The organism is Mesorhizobium sp. B2-8-9 (assembly GCF_006439475.1).
In the GTDB taxonomy this organism is placed as follows: domain Bacteria; phylum Pseudomonadota; class Alphaproteobacteria; order Rhizobiales; family Rhizobiaceae; genus Mesorhizobium.
The window spans coordinates 1-16,274 of the sequence record NZ_VFTQ01000021.1 but is presented as its reverse complement, the minus strand read 5'-3'; the positions used below and the strand labels follow the sequence as shown (position 1 = coordinate 16,274).

The window sequence follows — 16,274 nt, the reverse complement described above, 5'->3', positions numbered from 1 at the left end:
TCTCCTGTTGGGTTGAGACGAGGCTAGGGCGATGGTGAGAGGGGCGTCAAGAATGAACTCCCCTTCTCCCCTTGTGGGGTGAGAAGCGGTCCGCGTTAGCGGACGAAAAGCCAATTGCTTGGCTTTTCGAGCTTCGAACGCCCTGAGCCTGCGAAGGGCCGGGTGGTGGCTCGGCGCGCAGCGCCGAGACGGATGAGGGGTGCTCCAGCTTGGCAGGAACGCCGATGCACCGCTGCCGCCAGGGTTGCAGACTCTCATCCCTCACATAGGCAATGATGGTGTCGCAGACCGCATCCAAATCCTTCAGCACATCGTCGTTCCAGAACCGCAGCACGCGAAAGCCCCTGACTTTCAGCTCGGCATCGCGTTCCTGGTCATGGCGCGATTCCGCATGCTGGCTGCCGTCAATCTCAACGACGAGCTTGGCCTCGGCGCAAAGGAAATCCGCCACGAACCGACCAATAGGCACTTGCCGCCTAAATTTGATGTTGTCGAGACGACGACCGCGCAATTCCTGCCATAGACGGTCCTCCGCGTCGGTCGACTCACGGCGCATCGACCGAGCGAAATTCCTTTTGGCCGGGGTTACGGGTTGGTGGGGCATGGCGGAAGACTGGCCGATGTAGGTGACCGCTCAAGTATCCGGCGTCTCACTCCGCTGGAGCACCCCTCATCCGTCTCGGCGCTGCGCGCCGATACACCTTCTCCCACAAGGGGAGAAGGAGAAGAGCTACTCCTCCAGGTCGATCTCCTCGGTCTGGCCGCCGCTGCAAGTGTAGCAGCAGTCCTCGCAGGTTTCCTTGTTGTTGGGGCCGACGCCCCAATAGGTTTCTTCATCGCCGTCGACCCAGGCGCCGTAGCAGATCTTTTCGCCCTCGTTGCACGAGATCGGCAATTGCTTGGTCTCGCCGTCGTCGAGATAGAAATCCTTGCCCTCGCCCGGCCAGACATAGTCGCGGTCCTGGCTGTAGAGCTCGACGCGCATGGCGTTGGGATGATTGTTCTTGATCTGGAAGGTGACGTCGCCGGCGTGAGCGGCGGGCGCGATGAGGACGGCAAGCGAAAGCGCGGCGGCAACGCGGCGCGCGAAGGTGGAAGACATGAGAACCCCCGAGGTCGAATCGGCCCCCACGGCCGATGGTTGGATGATGACATGGCGGGCGCATATGCCAAGGGGCGGCGGCGAAAATGGCTGACGGAATTTGGGGAATTGGTGAGACCGTGGCGATTGGCCGATCTCCCCCCTGGAGGGGGAGATGGCCGGCAGGCCAGAGGGGGGCGCCTCGCGATGACTTCCCACCCAATTGAGATCAAAACCTTGACCAAGATTTCTTGTTTCGACAACAACAAACGCCGCGATCCTTCGCGCCCCCCTCTGCCCTGCCGGGCATCTCCCCCTCTTGGGGGGAGATTGGCAGCTTCAACGCCCCGCTACTCCGCTAAATCCACCGTCTCGGTCGAATGCTCGGTGCAGATGAAGCAGCAGGTGTCGCAGGGCTGGTCGTTGTCGGGGCCGACGCCGGCGGTGACGGAATCGTCGCCGTTCACCCAGGCGCCCCAGCAGATATGCTCGCCCGGCTCGCAGGAGATCGGCACGGACTTTCGCGCCTTCGGGCGGATGAGGAACACCTTGTCGTCGCCCGGCCAGACTTTTTGGCTGTCGCGGCTGAACAGCTCGACCGCGACGCCGTCCGAACGCTGGTTGCGCACGAAGACCGACATGTCGGCGGCTAAAGCCGGCGAGGTGAGCAGAAGGAAGGCGAGCAGAGCGCGAATCATGGCGAGGTCCCCCGGGGCAAGTAGAGCATGGGTGGGCGCAAGGCGCGACCTCCCCTTCCCCCCTTGTGGGGGAAGGTGGCTCGGCGCGTAGCGCCGAGACGGATGAGGGGTGTTCCAGCTTGGCGAGGCCGTTCGTTGCAGGCGGCGCATTGTACCCAATCGCCGATGCCTCATTCCTTCCAACACCCCTCATCCGGCCGCTTCGCGGCCACCTTCTCCCACAGGGGGAGAAGGGAAAGTCAGCGCCTCACCACATGCGGCGCGAATGTCTTCACCGCATCCACCAGTTCCTCCCCGCGCACGTCGAGCGAGGAGATTTCCATATGCACGATGTTCCGGCCAAAGGGCATGATCCCGAAGGCGTTGGCGGAGGAATAGCGGATTGCGTCGGGCGGCTCCTCGGTGAGCTCGAAATTGAGCATCGCCGCGCCTTGCCGCCGGAGGCGAGCCGCATGCTCCGCACCTTGTTCCACGGCACCAGCACGTCGCCGGCGCGGGCATCGCGGAAGCCTTGGCTGTCCAGCACCACCTTGACCGAACTATCGAAAGCACCGCGCGCGATTGATGCGCCGAGGCCCAGGCAGGCGGCGCCGAGCAGCGCGATCCACAGCACATGCCCGCTGTTCGCGCCCGAGGCCACGCCCTGCAGCGCGCCGAAGCCGAAAATGCCGCCGAGCAGGAACGGACCGACGGCGGGCAGGATCTTTCCCGACGGGCTGTTGCGGATTTCGAGCGGCGCGGCCATCGCCTTCGCGCTCAACGCTCCGGCTTCAGCAAAGTCCAGATCCAGCCGATGAAGGTCAGCACCAGGAACGGATAGCCGAGCGCCGGCAGCGGCGCCGAGGTGGGCAAAAGCGGCGCGCCCCACAGGATCATGAGGGCCGAGGCGGCGAACAGCACAGCGGCGACGGACGCCGTCAGTCGCACCCACAGCGCGAATGTGGCTTGCGCGCTGACCATGACCAGCCCCGCCGCCCACAGCGCAATGCCGCCGGCATAGGAAGGCACAGAGGCCTGCAGGCCCGCCGCGTTGCCGGCCAGAAGCAGGCTTTCGCCGGCAAGGAAAGTCAGGAAGCCGGCCGCGACGAGGTCATTGCCCAGCCGCTGATATTTCATCGTGAGCAGCGCCGCCGCGACGACGATGCCGACACCGTCAATGGCCCAGACCGTCTCGCGCAGCGCGTCGCTGGCAACGAACGTGCCCGCCATGCCAAAAGCGCCGCCGATGGCGAGGCCGATCGCAGCGGCGAGATCGAGAGTGGAGCGCATGTGATGTCTCCCCAAGCTGGAGGCAGGATACGCCACGCGGGCTGCAACCTGAAAGGGGCTCTGGAGGAAGCAATCGTACTCCCGTAGCTAGGGAGTGGATGGAGTGATCTCCGTTTGTGGCCCTTTGCTCAGTCGTACGGGAAGTAGGCCATGGACATCCAGAAATCAGTTTAGCCTTATGCCAATTGTCTTTTCGTCGCTCGTGGAGAATGCGCCGACCGTATACGCATCGTCTTCCAATGCAGGTTCAATCATGGCAGTTGCATAGATTATTTGATGCTCCACCTTACTTTCCTTCGAAACTCGAAGAATTTGCAATTGGAAATTCTGACTGCGGATTGCTTCCACACCCATATTCTCATGTGTATCGATCATACAAAATCGGGGGTGGCGGAAGAATTCCGTTTTAGTAGCAGCGGCTAAGAACCCGAGGTAGAAGCTGCTTTTTAGAATCGCTCTAGAGCTGGCTGAAAAGTAATTCTCTCCGTCGACGGCGACCTTGTTCTGGCCAAACGTAAAGCTAACGGTCTCCGGATCCTCGAAAATGTCTTGTCGCCTTAAATCGTTGCGGAGAAGCTCCTTAACTTCTTCAGAGATGCGAGTGTAAGCAATCGACAGCCTGCTCTGCTGCTGGGAACGAAGGGCATCGTTGAAGGATTTTAGCCCAGTGATAGCCCCTTCCAGTTCCTCCCGCCGACTGGAAAGCTCGCGCACCGTGTCAACCAGCCTGGCCTTCTGGTTCAAATCCTCTACCTGTCTCTCCAGATAGCCGGCCCGTCTATGCAATTCTCCAATGCGCTCCCGCAATGAGGTAGAAGGCAATCGCTGTACCGAGGAAAGATGTTGAGATGCCCGGCGCCATTCCTCTTCCGATTGCTGCAACGAAATATCCAGCTGAGATAGGCGGTCGGCTCGTCTCCGTTGAATTTCCTCCGATTGATTGATCTGCAGACTGGTGTCGAGGATCAGGGCGGAGATGCGCACTTGCGTCTGTTCGGAGTCGAACGGCGTTTTGCACAAATGGCAGGAATGTGGAGCTGCTTCATCCTCCAACGGAGCGTAACAAGCGGGACACCATTGGAAGCTAACCTCTCCAATGTTTTCGGCTACATTCTCGGTGTCCTTCAGCGCCTCGATCTTATTCCGTAAGCTAACTATGAAGGCATCTGAATCAGCGATCGTCAATGTGAGGGCATCACGCTCTTGACGGGCTCGCACAAGGGTCGACTGGATCTCCTGCACCCGGCGATAAGCTGCCTCTTGCGAGTCGAGCGTGAATTTGTCCTTCACCTCACTTGAAAAAAGTGCAGCTTCTGCTTGTTCAATCGCCGCCTGAACAGAATCTCTCTCCTTTTCGAGACTATTTCGCTGCGCCTGAATCCACTCGACAGTTAATCCCTGATCCGACCCGCCAACTCTATCCAATATCGTAAATAGAGAGTGTAGTTGCCCAATTACCCTGTCCAGCTCCTTACCATATTCCTTAATCTTTTGCTCATTGTCATATAGAGCACTATCGTATGCACCACACAGCAGCCGACCCACCGTGTCCCGCAGATTTGCTTGGTCAAACCTCTCGAAACGAAATATATCTTCTATTGGGCTTAGCTGATCGGCGTACAATAATCTAAGAATCTGGTGCATAGTTATGTTTCCAGAAAGATCACTAGAGACCTCTGGTATGCCCAGCAGGCTAAAAATTGCCTGCGAAAAACTTTCTCGATTGCTCGTACTCTTGTATGGGTAGCGTATCCAATCTGATCGCGGGGCTTCTACCGCCACCTCGTACGGGCCGCCAAAAATTTCCATTGGCTGCTGCCCAGCAGATTCGGAAATCTCTCTGCTGAGCGTCACCATGCGCCCGTTTATACGCGCCTCCACCACAACTCTCGTGCAAAGTCGGGCCACGGCGCTCCAGTCGGCCAGCTCGCCGCCCAAGCCATAAAAAATAAAGTTCAAGACTGTCGATTTACCCGAGGAGTTGTCGCCTCGAACGACGTTAACGCCTTCGTGAAATTGTTCATTATAGACGACGAGTTCACCTCGCTCGACCACTACCCGCGTCACTATTAGTGTGGGCTCATATCGCATCATATCGATGCTCCATTAGGCCGGTTCGCGCCTTCAGCCCATTGTCGCCCTGCAGCGGATAATCCGATGCGAGAGTGGCTAAGAAATCCATAAGGTCTGACTGAGACACATTAATCTCTGCCACTCGTTGCGCGAGCCTCTGCGGGACAGTTGATTCAGTCGCCATGACCTCGCTTTGTTTTAGCGCATCTGCGCTCACCAAAGACCTCGCGGCGAGGGTTTGGATAGCAGCCGCCTGCATGGGCCGCATGCGTTCAAAGACCAGCCTTATGTCGGGCAACTCGCCGTAGGGCTTGGTATGAGCATATTTATCTGAGAGCTTTTTGAACTTCTGATGTGAAGCTGTCAGCCTAATGTCGCGGATTTTGTGAGGGAACAAAAGGTAGAAATCCAGAATCCGCAACTTATCGTAGGCTAGCCCGTCCGAAGATCCAGCCACGTTGCGCAACCGCAAAAACCTAAATACTGCATGAAATGCATCAAACGCAGGCTGAAAGGAAAGCTGAGTCATTTATGCCAACGCACAAAGCATTGTTCCGCCAGCCAGTAAATCATGCCCATTGCGGTATTGTGGTCAACCTCCAACACACTTGCGCCGCAATCCTCTACAGTTGGAGCCACAATTAGGTCGTTCATAAACGTGTTTATCTGGACTCGATCGCACGAAGCAACTTGCGGAAGTATTATATCGTTGAACTGACGCTCCGCCCTTGCCAACAAATGCACAATTATCTGTTGGGCGGAGTAATAGAGAGACCAGCGCTCCAGCAACTTAACAAACATCTCCTTCATTTCGATCGCATCGTCATAGGAATCGTCACGCCCGCTTATGCTCAACTTCGCCTGCAGCCCCCGCACACCATCGTGCGATCGCTGTGTGTAGAACCGTTTGAGCCTGTCGATCATGTCCTTGGCGACTTGATTTTGAGCAATCTCACTCTCCAGTTTCTGCAAGAGTTTCTCGACTGCGCTTACGCGACTTGCAGCGATGTTGTTATGATTGATGTCGCGGCCAGCCATGTCGCGACCGGCGTGGGCGCCCGACTGATCCACTGTGCTTGCCGCCACGCTACGCGCCCTTACCGACACGTTACTTCGTGATCGACTTGTCACGTCCTACCATGTCACGACCAGCGGTAGCTCCGGCCTGATTAACGGCATTTCCGCCAGGACCGGCTCGGTTTTTGGTAATTTGAAATGTTATAAGCGAACCGGCGCCTACACCTACCAAGAAACTTATTATTTCAGATATGTAGTCTGCAATTGCGGCCATGAATCACCCTCCCGATCCCGAGCCCAATGTAGCATCCTTTTTCTATTTTGGAACTAGTTAAGCAGCTAGTCCCCCATCTTCAGCGCCTGGATAAACGCCTCCTGCGGGATATCCACTTTGCCGAACTGGCGCATCCGCTTCTTGCCCTCTTTCTGCTTGTCGAGCAGCTTGCGCTTGCGGGTCACGTCGCCGCCGTAGCATTTGGCGGTGACATCCTTGCGCAGCGCCGAGATGGTCTCGCGGGCGATGACCTTGCCGCCGATCGCGGCCTGGATCGGGATCTTGAACAGATGGTGCGGGATCAGCTCCTTCAGCTTCTCGCACATGGCGCGGCCGCGCTTTTCCGCCGCCGTGCGGTGCACCAGCATGGACAGCGCGTCGACCGGCTCCTCGTTGACCAGGATCGACATCTTCACCAGGTCGCCCTCGCGATAGTCGGTCAGATGATAGTCGAAGGAGGCGTAGCCCTTGGAGATCGACTTCAGCCGGTCGTAGAAATCGAAGACCACCTCATTGAGCGGCAGGTCGTAGGTGAGCATGGCGCGTTTGCCGACATAGGAAAGATCGGCCTGGATGCCACGCCTGTCCTGGCAGAGTTTCAGGATGCCGCCGAGATAATCGTCGGGGGTCAGGATGGTGGCGCGGATCCACGGCTCCTCGATCGAGGCAATCTTGACCACGTCGGGCATGTCGGCCGGGTTGTGCAGTTCCTTCACCGAGCCGTCATTCAGATTCAGACGGTAGACGACGCTCGGCGCCGTGGCGATGAGGTCGAGGTTGAACTCGCGCTCCAGCCGCTCCTGGATGATCTCCAGATGCAGCAGGCCAAGGAAGCCGCAGCGATAGCCGAAGCCGAGTGCGGCGCTGGTTTCCATCTCGTATGAGAAGCTCGCGTCGTTGAGGCGCAATTTGCCGACGGCGGCGCGCAGATCCTCGAAATCGGCGGCGTCGACCGGGAACAGGCCGCAGAACACCACCGGCTGCGCCGGCTTGAAGCCGGGCAGCGCCTTTTGCGTCGGGCGGCGGTCCTCGGTGATGGTGTCGCCGACGCGGGTGTCGGCCACTTCCTTGATCGAGCCGGTGAAGAAGCCGAACTCGCCGGGGCCGAGCTCGTCGACATTGACGCGGGCCGGCTTGAACACGCCGGTACGCTCGACGAGATATTTCGCGCCGGTGCCCATCATGCGGATGGTCTGGCCCTTCTTCATCACGCCGTCGATGATGCGCACCAGAACGATGACGCCGAGATAGGCATCGTACCAGCTGTCGACCAGCATGGCCTTGAGCGGTGCCGCGATGTCGCCCTCGCGCGGCGGCGGCAGCTGGTGGACGATCGCTTCCAGCACGTCGGGCACGCCAAGCCCGGTCTTGGCCGAGATCAGCACGGCGTTGGAGGCGTCGAGGCCGATCACCTCCTCCACCTGCTCGCGGATGCGCTCGGGCTCGGCTGCCGGCAGGTCGACCTTGTTCAGCACCACGACGATCTCGTGGTTGTTGTCGATGGCCTGGTAGACATTGGCCAAGGTCTGCGCCTCGACGCCCTGGGAGGCGTCGACCACCAGCAGCGAGCCCTCGCAGGCGGCGAGCGAGCGCGACACCTCATAGGCGAAGTCGACATGTCCGGGCGTGTCGATGAGGTTCAGCACATAATCCTCGCCGTTCTTGGCGCGGTAGTTGAGCCTCACGGTCTGGGCCTTGATGGTGATGCCGCGCTCGCGCTCGATATCCATCGAGTCCAGCACCTGCTCCTTCATGTCGCGCTCCTCCAGCGTGCCGGTGAGCTGGATCAGCCGGTCGGCAAGCGTGGATTTGCCATGGTCGATATGGGCGACGATGGAGAAATTGCGGATGTGGTCGAGCGGGGTGGTCATGCGGCGCGCTTTAGCAGGGGCGGGGTTGAGGGGCAAGCGGAACGCCTTTTTCCCTTCTCCCCTTGTGGGAGAAGGTGGATCGGCGCGCAGCGCCGAGACGGATGAGGGGTGTTGGACGGAACTCAGCGGCCAGCTAGTCTGGCGCAATGCCGCACCAGCCCGTCACCCAAGCCAAACGCAGCTTTGCCCGGACGCTCCGCCGTGAGATGACGGAGGCTGAGCACAAGCTGTGGCAGGAATTGCGCGACCGCAGGCTCGATCGGATCGAGTTTCGCCGGCAGGTGCCCATTGGAAAATACGTCGCCGATTTCGCTTGTCTCGAGGCGCGGCTCATCGTCGAGCTGGATGGTAGCCAGCACGGACTCGGAATCGGATTTGGCCCGCGGAGCTGAATTGAACGCGAGAGGATTTCGGATCCTGCGCTTTTGGAATGATGATGTGCTGAAGGATCTGGACGGCGTCTGCGATACGATCATCGCCTATGTGAAGGACACTAGCCTGCAGCCCTGGCGGTGAGCGGGTGGAGGTCTCACTCCGCTGGAGCACCCCTCATCCGTCTCGGCGCTGCGCGCCGATCCACCTTCTCCCACAAGGGGAGAAGGGAAATGCTCAACATCACAAACCAGTGAGGCTGTAACGAACCTCTCCATCCCGGCGAAATGAAGCATGACCCCGCAACGGAGACTGCTTCCCATGGCCGGAACGACAACAAGGATGGCCCTGCTCGCCGGCGCGATGCTCGCGGCCACGATGGGCGCGGCGACCGCGCAGCCGCTCACCGTGGTCGAGCTGTTCACCAGCCAGGGCTGCTCATCCTGCCCGCCGGCCAACGCCAACCTGATCAAGGTCAAGGACCAGCCGGGCGTGCTGGCGCTGTCGTTCAACGTCACCTATTGGGACTATCTCGGCTGGAAGGACACGTTCGGCCGCAAGGAATTCACGGAACGCCAGGTGACCTACGAGCCGTCGCTCGGCCGTGACGGGCCGTTCACGCCGCAAGTGGTGGTGAACGGCAGAAGCGACGGCGTGGGCGCCGCGCCGGGCGAGATCCAGAGCCTGATCGCCCGAAGTCAGACCAGCAAGGGCGGTCGCACGCAGGGGCCGGAGCTTTCGCTTGGGCAGGGCAAGGTCAGCATCGGCGCCGGCAAGGCGCCGGGCGGCGGCGCCGACATCTGGCTGGTGCGCTACACGAGAGGCGTCGTCGAGGTGCCGGTGGCGCGCGGCGAGAACACCGGCCGCACGCTGCCGCACGCCAATGTCGTTCATGCGCTGACCAAGCTCGGCAGCTGGAACGGCACGGCGACGACGCTGCCGCTGCCGGCAGCCGCCGGCGGCTTGAGCACCGCGGTGCTGGTGCAGGCGCCGCGCGGCGGACCGATCCTGGCCGCGGCCGCCAACTGATTTTCCTTCTCTTCGCGCGGGGCCGCATGCGCGGCAACGCTTCACCAGGGCCGCATGCACGCGCCAAAACCCAAGGAGTACGACCCATGTCCAAGTTCCTCACGCTGCCGGCGCTGGCCTTCGCGCTTTCCGCGTCCGTCTTCGTCGCCGGCGCCCGCGCCGACGACACGGCCAATGCGATGAAGCCCGCCAACGCGATGGCGACCGACGCCATGAAGCCGGCGACGGACGCCATGAAACCCGCCGATGCCATGAAGCCTGATGCGATGAGCACCGAAGCGATGAAGCCCGCGACGGATGCGATGAAGCCGGCGGATGCGATGAAGCCTGCGACGGATGCCATGAAGCCAGCGGACACCACCGCCCAGTAAGGTAAGCTTGCGATCCGCTTGCGTCGCCGGCCTGCGAGGCAATCGCACAGGGCAGCGCAGCCCCCGCTCCGTCTCGGCGCTGCGCGCCGATCCACCTCGCCCCCGCTTTGCGGGGGCGAGGAAACGCCAATCGCGGAGGACGCGGCCTTTGTACGCCTGGGTTCCTCGCCCCCGCCAGAGGCGGGGGAGAGGTGGCTCGGCGAAGCCGAGACGGAGAGGGGGAGCGCCCTCGGCCATTGGCCGCACGGCAAAGTGAGAACCGCTTCGCGGTTTCGATCGTATATAATGAAGCAACAACAGGAGATCAGGACATGAACGGCATAAAGGCAAAGGCCGCGCGGCGATCGCCATTCTTCGCCCGCAGCGCGTTGGCAGTGCTCGGCCTTGCGGCCGTGGCGGCAGCGGCTCTGTGGCAGACACCGGCCCGCTCGGCCGAGGACGCGGTGGTGATCCCGCCGCCGGCTCTGGACGAGAAAGCGGCAAGCGGCACCGAGAAGGCGATCTTCGCCGGCGGCTGCTTCTGGGGCGTGCAGGGCGTGTTCCAGCACGTCAAGGGCGTCAGCAAGGCGGTGTCCGGCTATACCGGCGGCAGCGCCGAAAACGCCGTCTATGAAGTCGTCGGCACCGGCCGCACCGGCCACGCCGAATCCGTCGAGATCACCTACGACCCGTCGAAGGTCACCTACGGCCAGCTGCTGCAGGTCTATTTCTCGGTCGCGCATAATCCGACGCAGTTGAACTACCAAGGGCCGGACCAGGGCACGCAATACCGCTCGACGATCTTCGCCGAGAACGACGAGCAGAAGAAGGTCGCCGAGAGCTATATCGCCCAGCTCGACAAGGCCAAGGTGTTCGGCAAGCCGATCGTCACCACGCTCGAAACCGGCAAGACCTTCTATCCGGCCGAGGATTACCATCAGGACTTCCTGACGCTGAACCCGACCTATCCCTATATCGTCTACAACGACCTGCCCAAGATCGAGAATTTGAAGGCGCTGTTCCCCAAGCTTTACAGCGAGAAGCCGGTGCTGGTGCTGGCCTCCAGCAAGAGCTGAGCGACACCCGCTCGTCGTCATCCACGGGCGGAGCAAGGAGCGCAGCGACGCGCGCAGACCCGAGGATCCATTCCGGGACGTATGAGCGCCGCTACGGTACAGAATTCTGCTCCGCTGCAGCCTTCATAAGGTCACGGAATGGATTCCAGGGTCTGCGCGACGCCGCCTCGCGGCTGCTCCGCCCTGGAATGACGAAGCTGGGATTTTTCGACTGTCAGGTATGTCCGCGGTCGGCAGGCGGCATGCCTTGGCGATTGGTCGAAACGCTCATCGCGATCGTCATCCACGGGCGGAGCAAGGAGCGCAGCGACGCGCGCAGACCCGAGGATCCATTCCGTGACTTCCGAGCGCCGCTCACGGTGCCGAATTCTGCCCGGCTGCATCCTTCGATCAAGGTCGCGGCACGGATTCCAGGGTCTGCGCGGCGCCGCCTCGCGGCTGCTCTGCCCTGGGATGACGAGGCTGGGGTATGTGTCCGCGTTGGGGTGGCATGCCTTGGCGATTGGCCGCAACGCCCATCGCGATCGTCATCCACGGGCGGAGCAAGGAGCGCAGCGACGCGCGCAGACCCGAGGATCCATTCCGTGACGTCCGAGCGCCGCAACGCTGCAGAATTCTGCCCGGCTACATCCTTCGATCAAGGTCCACGGCACGGATTCCAGGGACTGCGCGACGCCGCTTCGCGGCTGCTCCGCCCTGGAATGACGAGGCTGGCTCCGGATGGTAGCAAAACCATCGCCCTTTGTTTTGCTGGCAAACAGAACACAATGTGAAGCAGTTCATAGAATTATACTTGACGCTGCAAAACATTGACATCCGATCTTCTGCCGCCACATAATCATCGCCGTCACTCTTTCGAAAAATCTGTTTCAGCTGATCCGGAGCGCTGCTTCCGGGGCGGATTCTTGTTGGCTGCATTGTTGGGCCGGGCATGCCGGCCGCGCTTCGGGAACGACGACGATGGGGAGGAACGACAGATGGCCATCGACATAAAAGTCTCCGTCTACACCAATGGCGACGACGCCTTCGTCGCCTGGGCACCGAGCGACTTCATCGCCGGGTGCCGGGGTTTTCTGCTCGAGCGCGGCCGCAAGGCCGGCGCGAGCGAGAGGATCGAGCCGGTGGAGAACCGCGTCGGCTTCACCAAGGACAAGCCGAAATCGGGCGACCACAGGCCGTCGGATGTCTGGCCGTTCCAGCGCTTCAACTGGACCGACCATGCGGCCGATGTCGGCAATGTCGTGCGCTACCGGGTGACCGCGATGATGAGCGCCGGACCCGGCAAGCCGCTGACCAAGGGGGTGTCGAGCGACTGGACGGACTGGGCGACGCTCGCCACCGACGCCGGCGGCGGCTTTTCCTGCTACTTCAACCGCGGCCTGGTGCTGTCGCAATTCGTCGCCCGCTACATGGCCAAGAACAAGCTGTCGCCCGCGGCCTTCAAGAAGAGCCTGCAGACCAATGGCGACGCAAAATTCCGCGCTTTCCTCGAAGGCGATCTCGGGCTGCGCATGGTCGGGCTGACGCAGGTCGCCGGCGACGAGCTGCATGCCGCGCTCTACGAGCTCGGCGACGCGACGCTGGAGACGGCGCTGATCGGGCTCGGGCCGCGGCTCCATCTCATCCTCGCCAACGGCTCCGACAAAAGCGGCGACGGCAACAAGGAGGCGCGCAAGAACCTCAACGACCACGGCATCGCGACCATCGACCGGATGCTGAAATCGAAAGGCCTCGGCCACAACAAATTCGTCGTCGCGTCCAAGGACGGCGAGCCGAAGATGGCGTGGACCGGCAGCACCAACTGGAGCACGACCGGCCTGTGCACGCAGGTCAACAACGGCTTGCTGATCGAGGACGCGGCGGTCGCGGCGCATTTCCGCAAGCATTGGGACCTGTTGAAGGACGCCTCGCCGCCCAAGACCGACCCGGCCAATTTCACGCCGGCGCTGATGGCGGACAACGACGCGCCCAAGACTTTCACGGTCGGGACCGCCAAGACGACGGTGTGGTTCACCCGCACCTCGGATGGCGCCGACATGGCGGCGCTGCGCGACGTCATCGCCTCGGCCAAACAGGCGGTGCTGTTCTTGATGTTCACGCCGGGCAAGCAGGGGCTGCACACGCTGGCCGGCCAGCGTGCCAGGGAAAAGGGCATGTATGTGCGCGGTGTGGTCTCGACGCTGAGCGCGGAGGAGGGCGGCACCGATCAGAACTTCCTCGACATCGACCTGGTGAGCAGCGACCGGAAATTCACGCCCGACCGCTATGCGGTGGCGCAGCCGCAGGGCCTCGACGCGCCGCTCGGGCCGTGGATCGCCGAGGTCAACCGGCGGAGCTTCCTGTCGCAGATCGGCCACGCCATCGTGCACTCGAAGATCCTGGTGACCGACCCGCATTCGAACGACTGCGTGGTGGTGACCGGCAGCCATAATTTCTCGGCGCCGGCGAGCGAGAAGAACGACGAGAACCTGGTGATCGTGCGCGGCCACAGGAAGCTTGCCGCCGCCTATGCCACCTATGCGATGTCGGTCTACAGCCATTACCGCTACCGCTCCTACATCCGCGAGATGCGGGCCCAAGGCAGGACGCCGTGGAGCTATCTCGACGACGACGATCAGTGGCTGAAGACCGAGCTCAGGACCAAGGCGCAGGAGATCGCGTTCTGGACGCAGACCTGATTTCCTTCTCCCCGTTCCACGGGCAGAAGGTGTCACGAAGTGACGGATGAGGGGCAGCGCCGGCATCTGCGGCTAACCGCCGACCCATAACTGCCTGACAGGTCAGCGCCGCCCCTCATTGCCCTATCGTGCATTTCTCCTGGCGCGACTGATCAGGCCGAGGCTTGATTGCCAGGTGGTTCCCCCAATCCGTCGCTGCTTCGCAGCGCCACCTTTCCCCCCTCCGGAGGGAAAGGAAGGGAGCGTTGCTGGACGAGCATTGACGGCAAAAAGCTTGGCGCCTTTCCTCTACCCCGTCGATCGGGGGAGAGGTGGCTCGGCGAAGCCGAGACGGAGCGGGGGTCGACCAGCGCTACATTAGCCAATACATGCGCCAAGCTGCCATGCACGCTATCGCCAAAGACCAGCCGCTTGTGTGCATGCCGTGGCGTAAATCGGGAGAAAGAATCTGTCGTGGGCGGCGGCGCTCCAGTCGCCGCGGCCGGTATACCTGGTCTCGCAAGGCGGCCAGTTGGGCGCTCCCTGTCCAGAACTGTCAGCAGCAGCGGCGATTGACAGTTGCACCCGGCGGCATCCGACCTATATGAGATCACCTTTCCAGCCGGCCGTATTTCAGCATGTCATCCATCATCTCGATCTCCGGTGTCACGAAAACCTATGCCACCGGCTTCAAGGCGCTGAAGGAAATCAATCTCGACATCGAGCGCGGCGAAATCTTCGCGCTGCTCGGGCCCAACGGCGCTGGCAAGACGACGCTGATCTCGATCGTCTGCGGCATCGTCAACCGCTCGTCGGGCACTGTCACGGTGGGCGGCCACGACATCGGCCGCGACTACCGCGCCGCGCGCAGCCTGATTGGGCTGGTGCCGCAGGAGCTCACCATCGACGCCTTCGAGACGGTCTGGGCCACGGTGAACTACAGCCGCGGCCTGTTCGGCAAGGCGCCCAACGCGGCCTTCGTCGAGAAAGTGCTGCGCGACCTCTCGCTGTGGGACAAGAAGGATTCCAAAGCGATCACCCTGTCGGGCGGCATGAAGCGCCGGCTGATGATCGCCAAGGCGCTGTCGCACGAGCCGCGCGTCTTGTTCCTCGACGAGCCGACGGCCGGCGTCGATGTCGAATTGCGCCAGGACATGTGGGCGATGGTGCGGCGTCTGCGCGAGGACGGCGTCACCATCATCCTCACCACGCATTACATCGAAGAGGCCGAAGCGATGGCCGACCGCGTCGGCGTCATCAACAAGGGCGAGGTCATCCTGGTCGAAGGCAAGGCCGAGCTGATGCGCAAGCTCGGCCGCAAGCAGATGAACCTGGAGCTGCGCGCGCCGCTTGCCGCCGTTCCGGACGGGCTTTCGCACTATTCACTGGAGCTGTCGGACGACGGCAACCAGCTCACCTACACCTATGACAACCAGAGCGACCGTCCGGGCGTCGCCTCGCTGATCCGCGACCTCGAGGCGGCCGGCGTCCAGTTCCGCGACCTCGACACCAAGAACAGCTCGCTCGAAGAGATCTTCGTCAATCTTCTGAGGCAAGAGCCATGAACCTGCGCGCGGTATGGGCGATCTACCGGGTGGAGATGGCGCGCGCCTTCCGCACGGTGCTGCAGAGCATCATCTCGCCGGTCATCTCGACATCGCTCTATTTCGTCGTCTTCGGCTCGGCCATCGGCTCACGCATCACCGAGATCGACGGCATCGCCTATGGCGCCTTCATCGTGCCGGGGTTGATGATGCTGTCGCTCTTGACGCAGTCGATCTCCAACGCCTCCTTCGCCATCTATTTCCCGAAATTCGTCGGCTCGATCTACGAGCTTTTGTCGGCGCCGGTCTCCTACCTGGAAATCATCATCGCCTATGTCGGGGGTGCCGCGACCAAGTCCGTCATGCTCGGCCTGATCATCCTGGCCACCGCGGCGCTTTTCGTGCCGCTCAGGATCGAGCATCCGTTCTGGATGATCGCCTTCCTGGTGCTGACGGCGGTGACCTTCAGCCTGTTCGGCTTCATCATCGGCATCTGGGCAAAGACCTTCGAGCAGCTGCAGCTGGTGCCGCTCTTGATCGTCACGCCGCTCACCTTCCTCGGCGGCAGCTTCTATTCGATCCACATGCTGCCCGGCATCTGGAAGACGATCACGCTGTTCAACCCGGTCGTCTACCTGATCAGCGGGTTCCGCTGGAGTTTTTACGGCAAGGCCGACGTCTCGGTCGGCGTCAGCCTCGGCATGACGGTGATGTTCCTGGCCATCTGCATCGCGATCGTCGCGTGGATATTCAAGACGGGATACCGGTTGAGAAACTGACGGAGTTCCTCGCCCCATGGCTACACTATGCACATATTCCGAGCAGCTGGCCTTTGGCGATAGCGTGCACGGCAGCTTGGCGCAAGCATTGTCCAACGTAGCGCTGGTCGACCCCCACTCCGTCTCGGCTTCGCCGAGCCACCTCTCCCCCGATCGACGGGGGAGAGGAAAGGCGCCAAGCTTT

Annotated in this window: 15 protein-coding genes and 1 pseudogene; 7 read left to right on the top strand and 9 right to left on the bottom strand. The window is 61.6% G+C overall.

All coding sequences use genetic code 11. The annotated features are described in order from the left end of the window. Positions 1-46: 46 nt before the first annotated feature. The 9 genes from FJ423_RS22615 to lepA form a co-directional block, all read right to left on the bottom strand. Positions 47-604 carry an endonuclease domain-containing protein gene (locus tag FJ423_RS22615; RefSeq protein WP_348642921.1) on the bottom strand — a complete coding sequence of 186 codons (558 nt, stop codon included), beginning with the start codon at positions 602-604 and terminating at the stop codon, positions 47-49. A 126-nt stretch (positions 605-730) separates the two neighbouring features. Continuing rightward, positions 731-1,102, bottom strand: coding sequence for a hypothetical protein (locus FJ423_RS22610; RefSeq protein WP_140845363.1), 372 nt, complete (start codon positions 1,100-1,102; stop codon positions 731-733). A gap of 329 nt (positions 1,103-1,431) precedes the next feature. Continuing rightward, positions 1,432-1,779 carry a hypothetical protein gene (locus FJ423_RS22605; protein WP_140845287.1) on the bottom strand — a complete coding sequence of 116 codons (348 nt, stop codon included), beginning with the start codon at positions 1,777-1,779 and terminating at the stop codon, positions 1,432-1,434. A gap of 271 nt (positions 1,780-2,050) precedes the next feature. Next, the gene (locus FJ423_RS22600; RefSeq protein ID WP_140845286.1) at positions 2,051-2,524 is read right to left on the bottom strand and encodes a hypothetical protein; all 474 of its coding nucleotides are present in this window, start codon (positions 2,522-2,524) and stop codon (positions 2,051-2,053) included. Positions 2,525-2,535: 11 nt separating this feature from the next. After that, complete coding sequence (locus FJ423_RS33655; protein WP_181174871.1) at positions 2,536-3,048, bottom strand: hypothetical protein; 513 nt, start codon at positions 3,046-3,048, stop codon at positions 2,536-2,538. A 165-nt stretch (positions 3,049-3,213) separates the two neighbouring features. Beyond that, entirely contained in the window at positions 3,214-5,142 is a 1,929-nt protein-coding gene (locus tag FJ423_RS22590) for an ATP-binding protein (RefSeq protein WP_140845285.1), read from the bottom strand. Continuing rightward, a complete protein-coding gene (locus FJ423_RS22585) occupies positions 5,129-5,650 on the bottom strand; it encodes an ABC-three component system middle component 5 (RefSeq protein WP_140845284.1) in 522 nt (173 codons plus the stop codon). The genes FJ423_RS22590 and FJ423_RS22585 overlap by 14 nt, the downstream gene beginning before the upstream one ends. Next, positions 5,647-6,192, bottom strand: coding sequence for an ABC-three component system protein (locus FJ423_RS22580; RefSeq protein ID WP_210239572.1), 546 nt, complete (start codon positions 6,190-6,192; stop codon positions 5,647-5,649). The genes FJ423_RS22585 and FJ423_RS22580 overlap by 4 nt, the downstream gene beginning before the upstream one ends. 285 nt (positions 6,193-6,477) lie before the next feature. Further along, positions 6,478-8,283 (bottom strand): translation elongation factor 4, encoded by a 1,806-nt coding sequence (gene lepA / locus FJ423_RS22570; protein ID WP_095769428.1) that lies wholly within the window; start codon positions 8,281-8,283, stop codon positions 6,478-6,480. Positions 8,284-8,429: 146 nt separating this feature from the next. On the opposite strand from lepA, the pseudogene FJ423_RS22565 reads away from it, so the two are divergent. The 7 genes and pseudogenes from FJ423_RS22565 (at position 8,430) to FJ423_RS22535 (ending at position 16,090) form a co-directional block, all read left to right on the top strand. Beyond that, positions 8,430-8,799: pseudogene (locus FJ423_RS22565) on the top strand (DUF559 domain-containing protein). A 177-nt stretch (positions 8,800-8,976) separates the two neighbouring features. Continuing rightward, positions 8,977-9,684 (top strand): DUF1223 domain-containing protein, encoded by a 708-nt coding sequence (locus tag FJ423_RS22560; protein ID WP_140845281.1) that lies wholly within the window; start codon positions 8,977-8,979, stop codon positions 9,682-9,684. Between the two features lie 86 nt (positions 9,685-9,770). Further along, positions 9,771-10,055: a hypothetical protein gene (locus FJ423_RS22555; protein ID WP_140845280.1), complete on the top strand. Its 285-nt coding sequence runs from the start codon at positions 9,771-9,773 to the stop codon at positions 10,053-10,055. Between the two features lie 311 nt (positions 10,056-10,366). Then, positions 10,367-11,110: a peptide-methionine (S)-S-oxide reductase MsrA gene (msrA, locus tag FJ423_RS22550; RefSeq protein WP_140845279.1), complete on the top strand. Its 744-nt coding sequence runs from the start codon at positions 10,367-10,369 to the stop codon at positions 11,108-11,110. Between the two features lie 977 nt (positions 11,111-12,087). Then, positions 12,088-13,788, top strand: coding sequence for a phospholipase D-like domain-containing protein (locus tag FJ423_RS22545; RefSeq protein ID WP_140845278.1), 1,701 nt, complete (start codon positions 12,088-12,090; stop codon positions 13,786-13,788). Between the two features lie 617 nt (positions 13,789-14,405). After that, complete coding sequence (locus tag FJ423_RS22540; RefSeq protein WP_140845277.1) at positions 14,406-15,332, top strand: ABC transporter ATP-binding protein; 927 nt, start codon at positions 14,406-14,408, stop codon at positions 15,330-15,332. Then, on the top strand, positions 15,329-16,090 hold the full coding sequence (locus FJ423_RS22535) for an ABC transporter permease (protein WP_140845276.1): 762 nt from the start codon (positions 15,329-15,331) through the stop codon (positions 16,088-16,090). Before FJ423_RS22540 ends, FJ423_RS22535 begins: the two co-directional genes overlap by 4 nt. The last annotated feature ends 184 nt before the right edge of the window (positions 16,091-16,274 follow it).

What these genes read in the sequence shown, in the direction of transcription:
- lepA (WP_095769428.1), bottom strand. Translation starts at nt 8,283, where the DNA reads ATGACCACCCCGCTCGACCACATCCGCAATTTCTCCATCGTCGCCCAT.
- FJ423_RS22540 (WP_140845277.1), top strand. Translation starts at nt 14,406, where the DNA reads ATGTCATCCATCATCTCGATCTCCGGTGTCACGAAAACCTATGCCACC.
- FJ423_RS22610 (WP_140845363.1), bottom strand. Translation starts at nt 1,102, where the DNA reads ATGTCTTCCACCTTCGCGCGCCGCGTTGCCGCCGCGCTTTCGCTTGCC.
- FJ423_RS22560 (WP_140845281.1), top strand. Translation starts at nt 8,977, where the DNA reads ATGGCCGGAACGACAACAAGGATGGCCCTGCTCGCCGGCGCGATGCTC.
- FJ423_RS22585 (WP_140845284.1), bottom strand. Translation starts at nt 5,650, where the DNA reads ATGACTCAGCTTTCCTTTCAGCCTGCGTTTGATGCATTTCATGCAGTA.
- FJ423_RS22590 (WP_140845285.1), bottom strand. Translation starts at nt 5,142, where the DNA reads ATGATGCGATATGAGCCCACACTAATAGTGACGCGGGTAGTGGTCGAG.
- FJ423_RS22605 (WP_140845287.1), bottom strand. Translation starts at nt 1,779, where the DNA reads ATGATTCGCGCTCTGCTCGCCTTCCTTCTGCTCACCTCGCCGGCTTTA.
- FJ423_RS22545 (WP_140845278.1), top strand. Translation starts at nt 12,088, where the DNA reads ATGGCCATCGACATAAAAGTCTCCGTCTACACCAATGGCGACGACGCC.
- msrA (WP_140845279.1), top strand. Translation starts at nt 10,367, where the DNA reads ATGAACGGCATAAAGGCAAAGGCCGCGCGGCGATCGCCATTCTTCGCC.
- FJ423_RS22600 (WP_140845286.1), bottom strand. Translation starts at nt 2,524, where the DNA reads ATGGCCGCGCCGCTCGAAATCCGCAACAGCCCGTCGGGAAAGATCCTG.
- FJ423_RS22615 (WP_348642921.1), bottom strand. Translation starts at nt 604, where the DNA reads ATGCCCCACCAACCCGTAACCCCGGCCAAAAGGAATTTCGCTCGGTCG.
- FJ423_RS22535 (WP_140845276.1), top strand. Translation starts at nt 15,329, where the DNA reads ATGAACCTGCGCGCGGTATGGGCGATCTACCGGGTGGAGATGGCGCGC.
- FJ423_RS22555 (WP_140845280.1), top strand. Translation starts at nt 9,771, where the DNA reads ATGTCCAAGTTCCTCACGCTGCCGGCGCTGGCCTTCGCGCTTTCCGCG.
- FJ423_RS33655 (WP_181174871.1), bottom strand. Translation starts at nt 3,048, where the DNA reads ATGCGCTCCACTCTCGATCTCGCCGCTGCGATCGGCCTCGCCATCGGC.